The following is a 13232-nucleotide window of genomic DNA, read 5'->3' on the forward strand; positions in this document are numbered from 1 at the left end:
TCAGACGTCGAAGAACACGGTCTCCTCGGGCCCCTGCAAATTGATCGTGAAGGAATACACGACCTTGCCGGCGCGCTCGCTTCGCGTTGCGATCAACGTCTTGCGCCGCGCCGGCTGTTCGATCAGGTTGAGCACGGGGTCTCCGGCGTTGGCAGCCTCTTCATCCGAGAAATAGAGCCGCGTGTTGAGACCGATATTGATGCCGCGCGCGACGATCCAGACATTGACGTGTGGCGCGCATTTGCGCCCCGCCTTGTCGGCGATGGCGCCGGGCTTGATGGTCTCGAAGGTCACGAGCCCGCTGTCGAAGTCGGAGCCGGCGCGGCCCCAGCCGCGAAACTCCTGCTCCAGCTCGCCGGCCGAACGGTCGGCCGGATGGTTGTAGCGGCCGGCCGCATTGGCCTGCCAGATTTCCAGCAGCACGTCGCGCAGCGGCGTACCGGTGCCGTCAAGCACCTTGCCTTCCAGCGTGATGCGTTCGCCCCGGGTGTTCGGCGTCACCAGCACGTTGGAAAAGTTCTTCTCGAAGATATCGAAGCCGGCCATGGCCGGGATCAGGCCGATGTGGACGTAGGGGCCGGCGGTCTGCGAGGCGGTTTCCTTGAGATAGTTGAGCGGCTGCGGCATTTGCTCAGTTCCCCGCGGTGCGATTTTCGAAATAGGTGGAACGCTGACCGCGCAGGACGATGTCGAAGCGGTACGCGAGCGAGTCGAACGGTGTCGAGGCGTTGAGGTCGAGCGGCGCGACCAGGCGATCGAGCGCATCCTTGTCCGGAATCGTCGTCAGGATCGGGCAGACCGGGATCAGGGGATCGCCCTCGAAATACATCTGCGTGATCAGCCGCTGCGCAAAGCCCGAGCCGAACACCGAGAAGTGGATGTGGGCGGGACGCCAGCTGTTGACGAAGTTGCGCCAGGGATAAGGACCCGGCTTCACGGTGCGGAAATAATAATAGCCGGTGTCGTCAGTCAGCGCGCGGCCGCAGCCGCCGAAATTCGGATCGATCGGCGCCAGATACGTGTCCTTCTTGTGCCGGTAGCGGCCGCCGGCATTGGCCTGCCAGAATTCGACCAGCGTGTTCGGAACGCCGCGGCCGGTCTCGTCCAGCACGCGACCGTGGACGATGATGCGCTCGCCGACGGGATCGCCGTCCTTGGCGTAGTTGCGGATCAGGTCGTTGTCGAGCGGGCCGAGATCGTTGTGGCCGAACACCGGTCCCGTGATTTCCGAGACCGAATTCTCCAGTGACAGCAGCGCCTGGCGCGGCGAGCGCAGCACCGAGGATTTGTAGCCCGGGGCATACGCGGGCGGATGGATGGAACGGTCGCGCTGGAAGAAGCCGCCGTCGCCGAGCGGCGGCGTGAGCGGCTCGGGGCGGTTGAGGCGGGGATCCTGCAAGGCTGTCGCCTGGGCATTCATCGGCGTTGTCTCTCCCTAGGGCATCCCGGGGTCCGGGTGCGCGGCTTATTGAACGATAATGCCGCCACCTATTCTCAAGATAAATAGATCGATTATAATGAATTCCATGAAGAAAATCGATCATTTGGCCCTCGACGGCCATGCCCTCGAATTGTTCCTCGCCGTGCTGGAAGAAGGCTCGGTGACGGCGGCGGCAACGCGGCTCGGCCTGACGCAATCCGCCGTCAGCCACAGCTTGAACAAGCTGCGGCGGATCGCTGGAGATCCGCTGTTCGCCAAGTCCGGCCGCGGCATCGTCGCCACCGCGCACGCCCAGGCCCTCGCGGCGAAGGCGCGTGCGCTGATCGACGAGATGCGCAGCTTTGCCGGCGGCGTCAGCTTCGAGCCGGCGCAGGCCCAGCTCTCGCTGACGATCGCCGCCAACGATTTCCAGCGCGACCTGTTGCTGCCGCGCTTCTTCGGCCATGTCAGCGAACAGGTGAAGAGCCTGCACCTGCGGGTAATCCCCTCGCAGTCCCCCTCACCCGCGATGCTGCGCGAGAACCGGTGCGATCTCATGATCACGCCGTTGCCGCCGTCCGGCGTCGACATCGTGCAGAAGCGCGTGCTGAGCGACCACTACGTCTGTTACTTTGACCCGAAGGCACGTACCGCGCCCGCCGGTCGCAGCGCCTATCTCGCAGCGCGCCACATCACCGTGGTCTACACCGACAATGAGCGGCTCGACTTCGACCGCCGGCTGGCGGCCAACGGCTTCCACCGCGACATCGCCATCTCCGTGCCGAGCTTTTCAGGCGTGCCGTCGTTCCTGCGCGGCACGCAGATGCTCGCGAGCATGCCGAGCCTGCTCGCGTCCGGTGTCATGCAGGGCTTCGCACATGCCCGAATTCCGCTGGCCTCGGGCACTCGGACCCTGGCCGAGCTGCCGATGTTCATGGTCTGGCACCAGCGCTACCAGAAAGACCCGGCCCATCGCTGGATCAGGAACCAGCTCGAGACGGTAGCAGAGACCGCCGCAGGAGCATGAACGGCAGAATCGGGAACGCCCGAACTTCAGGTCAATTCCGCCGACAGCTTACGCATCGCGCGGTCGAGAACCTCGACCTCCTCCGAAGTCAGCACGGCAAGCAGCCTCGTCTCCCGTTCCAGCGCGAACGGCACGATCTTGCGGAAAAGCGCGCGGCCGGCTGACGTCAGCGAAACGATCAGCTCGCGACGGTCATCAGAAGCATGTTTTCGGCTGACGATGCCGCGCGTCTCCAGTCCCTGGACGGCGCGGCTGACCTGCATCTTGTCGAGCGTGGTGAGCGGCCCGATTTCCTTGGTCGCAATCTGGGTCCGCGCGCCAAGAATGGCAAGCACACGCCATTCCTGACGCGTCAGCGCAAAGCGTTCCGAATAGACTTCGGCCACGGCCAGCGACACCTGTTCGGCCAGACGCGCCAGCCGATACGGAAAATACTGCTGCAGATCGAGCTCGGCGCCGGCATCCTGCGCCGGACCCGCTGCCCTATTTCGTGCTTCGCGCAAACGTCCCGCCATGCCGCTCAGTCCCTGGCTTGCATTCCTCCAAAAGTTTTCCGGGCAGATTGATCCAGATCAACCCAGGAGATTGTAACATTTGATACTAATTCCGCAACCATCAAAGGGAGTGACGCCGCCATGAAAATCGAGAAGATCCATCACGTCGCCTATCGCTGCGTCGACGCCAAGGCAACCGTCGAGTTCTACAAGAAGGTCTTGAACATGGATCTTCTCGGCGCGATCGCCGAGGATCGCGTGCCTTCCACCAAGGCACCCGATCCGTACATGCACATTTTCCTCGATGCAGGGAACGGCAACATCCTCGCCTTCTTCGAGCTGCCGAACTCGCCGCCCATGGGCCGCGATCCCAACACGCCGGAATGGACCCAGCACATCGCCTTTCAGGTCAAGGACCTCGCCGAGCTCGAGGAAGCCCGGGCGCGCGCGGAAGCTGCCGGCCTCGACGTCGTCGGCGTCACCGACCACACCATCTTCAAGTCCATCTACTTTCGCGATCCGAGCGGCCACCGCCTCGAGATCGCGGCCTGGACCGCCACGCCGGACCAGATCGACCGCATGAAATCGGTCGCGCACGAGATGGTCGAGGAATGGTCACGCACCAAGCGTCCGCCACGTCATAATGCCTGGATGCACGAGAAAGAGTTTCAGGACGCGCATTGAATTCGGCACGACTCGCGAGGAACCGGACATGACGAACTACATCTATCCGAAGTTCGGCTATTTGCGCTCGAAAGAACAGGCCGAGGGCATCGTCAAACGGCACCCGATCGTCGTCATCGGCGCAGGTCCCGTTGGGCTCACCGCGGCCCTCGATTGCGCGGCGCGCGGCCAGCCGGTTGTTTTGCTCGACGACAACGATACCGTCAGCATCGGCTCACGCGCCGTCTGCTATGCCAAGCGCCCGCTGGAGATCTGGAACCGGCTCGACTGCGCCGATCCCATGGTCGAACGCGGCGTGAGCTGGAACGTCGGCAAGGTATTCTTTCGCGACGAGCTTTCCTACCAGTTCGACCTCCTGCCCGAGAGCGACCACGAGTGGCCCGCCATGATCAACCTCCAGCAATATCATTTGGAGGAGATCCTGGTCGCCAGGTGCCGCGCCAGCCCACTCATCGATCTACGCTGGAAGCACCGGCTGATCAGCCTCAAGCAGGCGGCCGATCATGCCGAGCTCGCGGTGGAGACGCCCGATGGCATCTTCACAATGGAGGCGCAGTGGGTGATCGCCTGCGACGGCGCCAATTCCGATACGCGCAAGATGGTAGGCGCCGAATTCAAGGGGCAGTACTTTGAGGACCGCTTCCTGATCGCCGACGTTGCCATGAAGGCGGATTTCCCGACCGAGCGTTGGTTCTGGTTCGATCCGCCGTTCCATCCCGCGCAGTCCGTGCTCCTGCACCGGCAGGCCGACGACATATGGCGCATCGACTTCCAGCTCGGCTGGGACGCAGATCCCGACGAGGAGAAGCGGCCGGAGCGGGTCATCCCGCGCATCAAGGCGATGCTGGGCGAGGATACGGAGTTCGAGCTCGAATGGGTCTCGATCTATCAGTTCGCCTGTCGGCGGATCGACGAGTTCCGCCACGGCAGGGTGCTGTTTGCCGGCGATGCTGCACACCAGGTCTCACCGTTCGGTGCCCGCGGCGCCAACACCGGCGTGCAGGACATCGACAATCTCGCCTGGAAGCTCGCTATGGTATTGCGTGGAGAGGCGCCGGAGGCGCTCCTCGACAGCTATCACGACGAACGCGCATACGCCGCCGATGACAACATCCTGAACTCGACGCGAGCGACCGACTTCATCACACCAAAAACCAAGGTAAGCCGCCATTTCCGCGACGCCGTGCTCGAACTCGCGCAGCATCACGGCTTTGCGCGCCCACTGGTCAACAGCGGCCGGCTGTCGACACCGACACCTTACGTTACCTCGCCCCTCAATACCTTGGACGACAGCCTGCTCGACGGCGAGATGCGGCCCGGCACCAACGCTGCGGACGCTCCGGTGACGGCTGGCGGCAAGCCCGACTGGTTTCTCAACTGCCTTGGCGCGGGCTTCGTCGTCGTGACATTCGACCAAGCGGTGGACAACGAGCGGATCGAGGTCGGGCCAATCGCGGCACGGGTCATCCGTGTCGGGCGTGACATTGATGATCCCAGGGGTGTTCTGGCGAGTCGCTACGGCACGTCGACTGGCACCACATACCTCTTCCGGCCCGACCAATATGTCGCCGCGCGCTGGGCTGGCTTCGACGAAGGAAAGATCTCCGCGGCGCTGTTGCGCGCTACTGCTCAAGACGCCGTACGGCAGAAGGAGATTGCGGCATGATGCTCAACCGCTCACCGAATATCGCCGATCCAGACGGATTCTATGCCGAACTGATCGGCAGCCAGCGGGATTTGAACGAAGAGCAAGCGCTGCGCATGAACGCTCGGCTGATCCTGCTGCTCGCCAATCACATCGGCGACCGCGACGTGCTCGCGGAGGCAATCAGCTGCGCGCGCAGCGGCCGCGGATAGGCGCGTCTTCGCACCGCCCTCGATATCAGGATGTTCGGCGTCGTTGCCGGATCAGGCCGAAGCCATCTTCCGGTACGGGCCGGCGGTGACGGGAGGCAGCCTTCCAACAGGCCTTTCCCAAATTCAGGCCGCCCTTCGCCAAACCCACTGGTTGCGCGCGGACCGCCACGCTAGAATTCGGCCATGACAGTGACCGATATTGCGAGCCGGACCTACAATCACAGCTGGCGGCTGGATCCCATCATCCGCAGCCTGCTCGATACCGACTTCTATAAGCTATTGATGTTGCAGATGATTCGGGATGACTACCCGAATCAGCAGGTGACCTTCTCGGTCATCAACCGCTCGCGCCATGTGCGGCTCGCCGAGATCATCGACGAGGGCGAGCTGCGCGCCCAGCTCGACCACGCCCGCACCATCCGCTTCACCAAGAAGGAGCTGATCTGGCTCGCCGGTAACACCTTCTACGGCAAGACCCATATGTTCTCGGCGGATTTCATCCGCTGGCTGGCCGAATTCCGCCTGCCCGAATACGAGCTGCGCAAGGTCGAGGGGCAGTACGAATTGCACTTCCACGGGCCGTGGACCCACACCACGATGTGGGAGATTCCGGCGCTCGCGATTCTCAACGAGCTGCGCTCGCGCGCGGCGATCAAGGGCCGCGGCCGCTTCGAGCTCGACGTGCTCTACGCCCGCGCCAAGGCCAAGCTGTGGACCAAGGTCGAGCGGCTGCGCAAGCTCGAGAACCTGAGGCTCTCCGACTTCGGCACCCGCCGGCGTCACGGCTTTCTCTGGCAGCGCTGGTGCGTCGAGGCGGTGAAGGAAGGCCTCGGCTCCTCCTTCATCGGCACCTCCAACGTGCTGCTCGCGATGGACAACGACCTCGAGGCCATCGGCACCAACGCGCACGAGCTGCCGATGGTCGCGGCCGGGCTCGCCAAGGACGACGAGGAGTTGCGCTGGGCGCCCTATCGCATTCTCGACCAGTGGCGTCAGACCTACGGCGGCAACCTCCTGATCGCACTGCCCGACGCCTTCGGTACGAAAGCGTTCCTGCGCGATGCGCCGGAATGGGTCGCCGACTGGACCGGCTTCCGCCCCGACAGCGCGCCGCCAATCCAGGCCGGCGAGGAGATCATCGCCTGGTGGGAGAAGAAGGGCCGCAACCCCAGGGACAAGCTGCTCGTCTTTTCCGACGCGATGGACGTCGGCTCGATCGAGGAGACCTATCACCACTTCACCGGCCGCGTGCGGCTCTCTTTCGGCTGGGGCACCAACCTCACCAACGACTTCGTCGGCTGCGCCCCGGACGGCTCGTTCAATCTCGATCCGATCTCGCTGGTCTGCAAGGTGTCGTCGGTCGACGGCCATCCGGCGGTCAAGCTCTCCGACAATCCGGAGAAGGCAACCGGCCTCCCCTCGGAGATCGAGCGTTACCTGCGCGTGTTCGGCGACGTCGGCCGCGTGCGCAAGCCGGTGCTGGTCTAGCAATTCTCTCGATCGGGTAAACCGCACGCCACGAATGCGCGGCATTGGTTCGCCAATACCGCGCCAGTTCCGCTTCCTCAGTATTTGAAGCGATCTGCGCGCATCCACGTCACGACGCCTTCACCCTACGGCGCAGTCCCCCGCGTCTTTCAGGTCGAGTTAAGCAACCATCCCTTCTACTTGACGTTGCAGGCGCAACGCTCCGCTGGGGTCGTTGATCGATTTGGGGAACTAAGGGTGTTTCGCAGGACATCGGCGTCGACGAAGGGACACAGCTTCCTTCATGTCATCAAGCTCGTCTCGCCTTTCGTGATGGTCGTCGTGCTTCAGGCGGCGATTGCGGGATTCAGCCTCGAGGTGATGTCATCGGTCCGCGCCTATGTCGCGGGCGAAGCGCTGTGGTCGCGCTCGCAGAAGAACGCCGTTTATTTCCTCAATAGCTATTTGCATTCGGGCGAACCGAGCCAGTTCGCGCAATACCAGGCCTCGCTCGCCGTTCCGATCGGCGACGAGTTCGCACGCTGGGCGCTCGAGCGAGATCCCGTCGACGTCGAAGCCGCCCGCATCGGCTTCCTGCAAGGCGGCAACCATCCCGATGACGTTCCGGGATTGATCTGGCTGTTTCGCTATTTCAACCGCGTCAGCTTCCTCCAGGAAGCGATCCGCGAGTGGGCGGCCACCGATCCGATGCTGCTGGAGCTGAGCGTGTTCGGCGAGGTCATCCGGTCCGAGCTGGAGAAGGGCCCTGTTCAGGACAGCGGCCGCCTGCGATTCCTGTCGTCGCGGCTCTCTGAGCTCAACACCCAGTTCACGGTGCATGCCAACCGCTTCTCCACCGTCCTCGGCGAAGGCTCCCGCGCGATCAAATTGACGCTGACCAGCATCAACATCCTCACCGCCGTGACGCTGATCCTGCTGCTGATCTGGCACACGCGGCGATTGGTGCTGCAACGAAAGGCGTTCGAGGATGCCCTGCATGCCGAGAAGGAGCGCCTGGCCTGGCAGGCGTCGCACGACTGGCTGACGGGCCTTGCCAACCGCCGCGCCTTCGAGACGCGCCTGCAAGGCGAGCTCGACAATATCGCGGCAGGCTCGCTGGGCCTGATCCTGCTCGACCTCGACCAGTTCAAGAACGTCAACGACAGCTGCGGCCATCTTGCGGGCGACCGCCTGCTCTGCCAGGTCTCGCGCCTCCTGCAACAGGACCGGCGCCCGCATGATCTGGTGGCCCGGCTCGGCGGCGACGAATTCGGCCTGATCCTGCCGCGGTGCTCGCCGTTCGACGCAACGGACATCGCCGAACGGCTGCGACGAGCGCTCGAGCTGTTCAGCTTCGCCTGGGACGATCGCTGCTTTGCAGTGACCGCCAGCATCGGCATCACCTGCATCACCGACCGCGACACCACGCTCGAGGACGCGATGCGGCGCGCGGATGCCGCCTGCTATCGCGCCAAGGAAAAGGGACGCAATCGGGTTCAGGTCGACGGTGTGCGGGCCGACGTCGTCCTCGTTGCAGCACGGCCACGCGAAGCGGCCCGCGCTTGAGGCCGCCCGCCCTATCGGCGCAAAGGCAGAATCCCGAGGCCCGCAAGGTGCGCGTCGAGGAACTGCTCCACCTGCTGGCGCAGCAACTGGGGCGGCACGGCCACCATGCGCTCCTCGAGACCGAGCGAGATGATGCCGTGCACCGCGGAGAACAGGGTGCGCGACAACAGCGCGATCTTCACGTCATCCGCATCCGGCAGCAGCCGCACCAGCGGCGGGTGCATCAGCGCGAAGGCGTCCATCACCATCTGAAGGATGTCGTCCGGATAGGGGCGATCGTCCTCCATCCGATGCTCGAACAGCGAACGCAGCAAATTGGCGTGCTCCGCAAAGAATTCGAGATAGGCCTCGGCAAGCCCGTAGAGCTGGCCGACCGGATCCTCGGCCGGAACCCCCGAAAGCCGCGATGTGAGCGCCTGAACGGTCTCCCGATTGACGGTCAGGATCACCCCGTCGAAGTCGCCGAACTCGTTATAGACGCTGCCGACCGAGCAGCCGGCGGCTTCGGCGACGTCACGAACCTTCAATGATCTCAAACCCTTAGAAGAAATTATGGTGCGGGCGATCTCCAGGATCAGGAGCCGTCGCCGAATTTTTTTCTGGTCGCGCAGCGATTCTTCTTGAACATTGTTCATTTTCAAGCTACTCATGTGAACATTGTTCAAATTAACCCGGAGACCTGCAAAATGCAAACCCTCGCTGTTGATATTGCCACCACCTTCGTCGACGACGCCGCAGCCCTCGTGACCGGGCTCGGCCGGGCCATCCTCAAGCGCGCGATGGCGCCGATCGATCGCATCGCCAATGCCTGCGACATTGCCGGCGTGCTCGCTGAGCGTCGCGCGACCTTCCGGATGTGGCGCGCCAACCGTGGCCGCACCCGTCGCGAAGGCCGCAGGTTCAGCCTGCTTGGTCGCTTCTCCCCCTTTCGCCACCTCGCTCACCTCACCTGAGGCACCCGCCGCGAAGCGGTTCGAATGCAAGAAAAGGCCGCAATGAAGGACTTACCATTTTCCGACATTCGCGGCCGATGTCGCGGGCCTTACCGGTGCGGTTCAGTTTTTGCTCACGGCCCGTCGCATATCCGGGTCAGCGCGGCCCTTCCGTCCAAAGCCGACGCGGCCGCAACCGGAAATTTGCGAACCTAACGAGACCATTTGGAGACCAACAGGATCGGAGGGATCGAGGGGACAGAGCAGGCCGACGACCATCGTCACTCTGCAATCGTTCGTCCCATTCCCTTCCGGTCGTGACGCTTTCACCGCCCACGAAGCAACCTCAGGCTGCCTTTCCAAAACAGGACTAGTCATGATCAGGGAATTGATGTCGTCACGCCGCTTCGCGCCGCTGTTCTGGGCGCAGTTCTTCTCGGCGCTCAATGACAACGTGCTCAAGAACGCACTCGTCATCATCCTGCTTTACAGTGCCGCGACCGGCCACGGCGACGCGCTGGTGACGGTGGCAGGCGCCGTCTTCATCTTCCCCTATTTCATCCTGTCCGGGCTCGGCGGACAGCTCGCCGACAAATACGTCAAATCCGTCGTCGCAAGGCGACTCAAATTCACCGAGATCTTCGCCGCGGGCTTTGCCGCCGCCGGCTTCTTCCTGCACTCGGTGCCGCTGCTGTTCGCAGCGCTCGCGCTGTTCGGCATCATCGCCGCCCTGTTCGGCCCCGTGAAATATTCCATGCTGCCGGACCAGCTCGAGCTCGGCGAGCTCGCGACCGGCAATGCGCTGGTCGAAGGCGCGACCTTCATGGCCATCCTGCTCGGCACCGTCGCCGGCGGCCAGTTCGTGGCCGGCTCCGCCCATATGGGCTGGGTCGCATCCGCCGTGGTGGTGCTGGCTCTGCTGTCCTGGGCTTTCGCTTCCCGCATTCCGCAGACCACGCCCTCCGCGCCCGATCTGCCCGTCGATGCCAATCCCTGGACCTCAACGCTCGGCTTACTGAAGACGCTGCACGCCGACCACCGTCTGTGGGACGGGACCGTGATCGTCTCCTGGTTCTGGCTGGTCGGCGCCATCGTGCTGTCGCTGCTGCCGGCGCTGGTCAAGGAGGTCGTCGGCGGCACCGAAGGCGTGGTGACGCTGTGTCTTGCGATCTTCGCGATCGGCATCGCCATCGGCTCGCTGTTCGCGGCGCAACTGAGCCACGTTCGCCCGAACCTCGCCCTGGTGCCGATCGGCGCCATCATCATGGGGTTTGCCGGCCTCGATCTCGCCTGGGCCATCGGCGTGACCACCAAGGGTCACGACATCACCGCGCTCGACTTCGCAACCTCGTTCGCGGGCCTGCGCATGCTGATCGACTTCGTCGCCTTCGCATTCGGCGGCGGCCTGTTCGTCGTCCCCTCCTTCGCCGCAGTCCAGGCCTGGTCGGTCCCCTCCGAGCGCGCCCGCATCATCGCGGCCGGCAATGTGCTACAGGCCGCCTTCATGGTGGTCGGCTCGCTGTTCGTCGCGCTGCTGCAGGCCGCAGGCCTCCATGTCGGCTGGATCTTCTTCGGCCTTGGCGTCGCCAGCTTCGGCGCGGTGTGGTTCGTGCTGACGAAATGGGGCAAGGAAGGCGTGCGCGATTTCGGCGGGTTGCTGTTCCGCGCACTGTTCCGCACCGAGATCCGCGGCCTCGAGAACCTGCCGCCATCCGGCACGCGCATGCTGATCGCGCCGAACCATGTCAGCCTGATCGACGGCCCGCTGCTGCACGCCGTGCTGCCGATCGACGCGAGTTTCGCGGTCGATACCGGCATCGCCAAGGCCTGGTGGGCCAAGCCGTTCCTGCGGGTGGTGAAGCATTACACCATGGACCCCACCAAGCCGCTGGCCGCGCGCGACCTGATCAAGCTGGTTGCCGCCGGCGAGCCGGTGGTCATCTTCCCGGAAGGACGCATCACCGTCTCCGGCTCGCTGATGAAGGTTTATGATGGCACCGCGATGATCGCCGACAAGGCCGACGCCGTGGTCGTGCCGGTTCGCATCGAAGGCGCGCAGCGCTCGCATCTCAGCTATCTCAACAGCAGCCAGATCAAGCGCTCGTGGTTTCCGCGGGTGACGGTCACGATCCTGCCGCCGGTCAAGCTGCCGGTCGACCCGGCGCTGAAGGGCAAGGCGCGCCGCAATGCCGCCGGCGCCGCACTCCAGGACGTGATGATCGACGCTCTGGTCAAGAACGCCATGCTCGATCACTCGCTGTTCGAAGCGCTCGGACACGCCTATCGCGACCGCGACACCGGCAAGGTCATCGTCGAGGACGCGCTCGGCACCAAGCTGACCTATCGCAAGCTGATCCTGGGCGCGCAGGTCCTGAGCCGGAAGCTGGAAGACGGCACCGCCGTCGGCGAGAATGTCGGCGTGCTGCTGCCGAACTCCGCGGGCGTCGCCGTCGTCTTCATGGCCCTGCAGAACATCGGCCGCGTGCCGGCGATGCTCAACTTCTCGGCCGGTCCGGTCAACGTCCTCGCCGCCATGAAGGCCGCGCAGGTCAAGACCGTACTGACTTCGAAAGCCTTCATCGAGAAGGGCAAGCTCGACAAGCTGATGGCCGCAATCTCCGCGGAGGCGCGCGTGGTCTATCTCGAGGACGTCCGCGCCTCGATCGGTGTGGCCGACAAGATCAAGGGCCTGCTCGCAGGTACAGCGCCGCGGGTCACCCGCCAGGCCAACGATCCTGCCGTCGTTCTGTTCACGTCGGGCTCGGAAGGCACGCCCAAAGGCGTGGTGCTGTCCCACCGCAACATCCTCGCCAACGCGGCGCAGGCGCTGGCGCGGGTCGATGCCAACGCCAATGACAAGGTGTTCAACGTGCTGCCGGTGTTCCACTCCTTCGGGCTGACAGGCGGGATGATGATGCCGCTGCTCGCGGGCATTCCGATCTACATGTACCCGTCCCCGCTGCACTATAGGATCGTGCCCGAGCTGATCTACCAGACCGGCGCCACCATCCTGTTCGGCACCGACACGTTCCTCACCGGCTACGCGCGCTCGGCGCATGCTTACGACTTCCGCACCCTGCGTCTCGTGATCGCCGGCGCCGAGGCGGTCAAGGACCGCACCCGGCAGGTGTTCATGGAGCGCTACGGCATCCGCATCCTCGAGGGCTATGGCGTCACCGAGACGGCGCCGGTACTGGCGATGAACACGCCGATGGCCAACCGCCCCGGCACCGTCGGCCGCCTGTCGCCGCTGATGGAAAGCCGCCTCGATCCGGTCCCCGGCATCGAGGACGGCGGCCGCCTCTCCGTGCGCGGACCGAACGTGATGCTCGGTTACCTCAGGGCCGAAAATCCCGGCGTGCTCGAAGTGCTCGCGGAAGGCTGGCACGACACCGGCGACATCGTCGCAATCGACCCGGCCGGCTTCATCACCATCAAGGGCCGCGCCAAGCGCTTTGCCAAGATCGCAGGCGAGATGGTCTCGCTGTCCGCGGTCGAAAGCATCGCGGCGACGCTGTGGCCGCAGGCCGGCTCGGTCGCCGTGTCGATCCCCGACCAGCGCAAGGGCGAGCGCATCGTGCTGCTGACGACGGAGAAGACCGCCGAGCGCAGCGCGATGCAGGGCCAGGCCAAGGCGATCGGCGCGTCCGAGCTGACCGTGCCCGCCGCGATCATGTTGGTCGACAAGGTGCCGCTGCTCGGCACCGGCAAGACCGACTATGTCACGGCAACGACGATGGCCCGCGAGCAGGCGTCCTCGCCGGAGCGCGAGGTGGCGTAAACGA

General features: G+C 64.3%; 12 protein-coding genes. 8 read left to right on the forward strand and 4 right to left on the reverse strand.

Features of this window, described 5'->3' with window-relative positions; translation table 11 throughout:
- Together pcaG and pcaH are read right to left on the reverse strand one after the other, a co-directional pair.
- Positions 1–627 carry a protocatechuate 3,4-dioxygenase subunit alpha gene (gene pcaG / locus ACVWW6_RS40710; protein WP_456682745.1) on the reverse strand — a complete coding sequence of 209 codons (627 nt, stop codon included), beginning with the start codon at positions 625–627 and terminating at the stop codon, positions 1–3.
- 4 nt (positions 628–631) lie between these two features.
- A complete protein-coding gene (gene pcaH / locus ACVWW6_RS40715) occupies positions 632–1420 on the reverse strand; it encodes a protocatechuate 3,4-dioxygenase subunit beta (protein ID WP_161536164.1) in 789 nt (262 codons plus the stop codon).
- Positions 1421–1517: 97 nt separating this feature from the next.
- Here pcaH and ACVWW6_RS40720 point away from each other — a divergent pair, with 97 nt between their 5' ends.
- A complete protein-coding gene (locus ACVWW6_RS40720; protein WP_028174284.1) occupies positions 1518–2447 on the forward strand; it encodes a LysR family transcriptional regulator in 930 nt (309 codons plus the stop codon).
- A 26-nt stretch (positions 2448–2473) separates the two neighbouring features.
- Here the strand turns inward: ACVWW6_RS40720 and ACVWW6_RS40725 are convergent, their stop codons facing one another.
- The gene (locus ACVWW6_RS40725) at positions 2474–2962 is read right to left on the reverse strand and encodes a MarR family winged helix-turn-helix transcriptional regulator (protein WP_161536166.1); all 489 of its coding nucleotides are present in this window, start codon (positions 2960–2962) and stop codon (positions 2474–2476) included.
- Between the two features lie 120 nt (positions 2963–3082).
- On the opposite strand from ACVWW6_RS40725, the gene ACVWW6_RS40730 reads away from it, so the two are divergent.
- The 5 genes from ACVWW6_RS40730 (at position 3083) to ACVWW6_RS40750 (ending at position 8515) form a co-directional block, all read left to right on the forward strand.
- Positions 3083–3625 carry a VOC family protein gene (locus ACVWW6_RS40730; protein ID WP_011085118.1) on the forward strand — a complete coding sequence of 181 codons (543 nt, stop codon included), beginning with the start codon at positions 3083–3085 and terminating at the stop codon, positions 3623–3625.
- 28 nt (positions 3626–3653) lie between these two features.
- Positions 3654–5291 (forward strand): FAD-dependent oxidoreductase, encoded by a 1638-nt coding sequence (locus tag ACVWW6_RS40735; RefSeq protein ID WP_456682746.1) that lies wholly within the window; start codon positions 3654–3656, stop codon positions 5289–5291.
- A complete protein-coding gene (locus ACVWW6_RS40740) occupies positions 5288–5482 on the forward strand; it encodes a DUF2783 domain-containing protein (RefSeq protein ID WP_011085116.1) in 195 nt (64 codons plus the stop codon). The genes ACVWW6_RS40735 and ACVWW6_RS40740 overlap by 4 nt, the downstream gene beginning before the upstream one ends.
- 183 nt (positions 5483–5665) lie before the next feature.
- The gene (gene pncB, locus ACVWW6_RS40745; protein WP_060910765.1) at positions 5666–6970 is read left to right on the forward strand and encodes a nicotinate phosphoribosyltransferase; all 1305 of its coding nucleotides are present in this window, start codon (positions 5666–5668) and stop codon (positions 6968–6970) included.
- Positions 6971–7207: 237 nt separating this feature from the next.
- Positions 7208–8515 carry a GGDEF domain-containing protein gene (locus ACVWW6_RS40750; RefSeq protein ID WP_456682747.1) on the forward strand — a complete coding sequence of 436 codons (1308 nt, stop codon included), beginning with the start codon at positions 7208–7210 and terminating at the stop codon, positions 8513–8515.
- Between the two features lie 11 nt (positions 8516–8526).
- On the opposite strand, the gene ACVWW6_RS40755 is transcribed toward ACVWW6_RS40750, so the two are convergent.
- On the reverse strand, positions 8527–9150 hold the full coding sequence (locus ACVWW6_RS40755; protein WP_404526005.1) for a TetR/AcrR family transcriptional regulator: 624 nt from the start codon (positions 9148–9150) through the stop codon (positions 8527–8529).
- 51 nt (positions 9151–9201) lie between these two features.
- Here ACVWW6_RS40755 and ACVWW6_RS40760 point away from each other — a divergent pair, with 51 nt between their 5' ends.
- The gene (locus ACVWW6_RS40760; RefSeq protein WP_028174278.1) at positions 9202–9468 is read left to right on the forward strand and encodes a hypothetical protein; all 267 of its coding nucleotides are present in this window, start codon (positions 9202–9204) and stop codon (positions 9466–9468) included.
- 355 nt (positions 9469–9823) lie between these two features.
- Complete coding sequence (locus ACVWW6_RS40765; protein WP_456682748.1) at positions 9824–13228, forward strand: acyl-[ACP]--phospholipid O-acyltransferase; 3405 nt, start codon at positions 9824–9826, stop codon at positions 13226–13228.
- The last annotated feature ends 4 nt before the right edge of the window (positions 13229–13232 follow it).

Source organism: Bradyrhizobium sp. USDA 3311 (assembly GCF_054062495.1).

Coding starts and splice junctions, on each gene's coding strand:
- ACVWW6_RS40765 (WP_456682748.1), top strand. CDS start 9,824: ATGATCAGGGAATTGATGTCGTCACGCCGCTTCGCGCCGCTGTTCTGG.
- ACVWW6_RS40730 (WP_011085118.1), top strand. CDS start 3,083: ATGAAAATCGAGAAGATCCATCACGTCGCCTATCGCTGCGTCGACGCC.
- ACVWW6_RS40740 (WP_011085116.1), top strand. CDS start 5,288: ATGATGCTCAACCGCTCACCGAATATCGCCGATCCAGACGGATTCTAT.
- pcaG (WP_456682745.1), bottom strand. CDS start 627: ATGCCGCAGCCGCTCAACTATCTCAAGGAAACCGCCTCGCAGACCGCC.
- ACVWW6_RS40735 (WP_456682746.1), top strand. CDS start 3,654: ATGACGAACTACATCTATCCGAAGTTCGGCTATTTGCGCTCGAAAGAA.
- pncB (WP_060910765.1), top strand. CDS start 5,666: ATGACAGTGACCGATATTGCGAGCCGGACCTACAATCACAGCTGGCGG.
- pcaH (WP_161536164.1), bottom strand. CDS start 1,420: ATGAATGCCCAGGCGACAGCCTTGCAGGATCCCCGCCTCAACCGCCCC.
- ACVWW6_RS40755 (WP_404526005.1), bottom strand. CDS start 9,150: ATGAACAATGTTCAAGAAGAATCGCTGCGCGACCAGAAAAAAATTCGG.
- ACVWW6_RS40725 (WP_161536166.1), bottom strand. CDS start 2,962: ATGGCGGGACGTTTGCGCGAAGCACGAAATAGGGCAGCGGGTCCGGCG.
- ACVWW6_RS40720 (WP_028174284.1), top strand. CDS start 1,518: ATGAATTCCATGAAGAAAATCGATCATTTGGCCCTCGACGGCCATGCC.
- ACVWW6_RS40760 (WP_028174278.1), top strand. CDS start 9,202: ATGCAAACCCTCGCTGTTGATATTGCCACCACCTTCGTCGACGACGCC.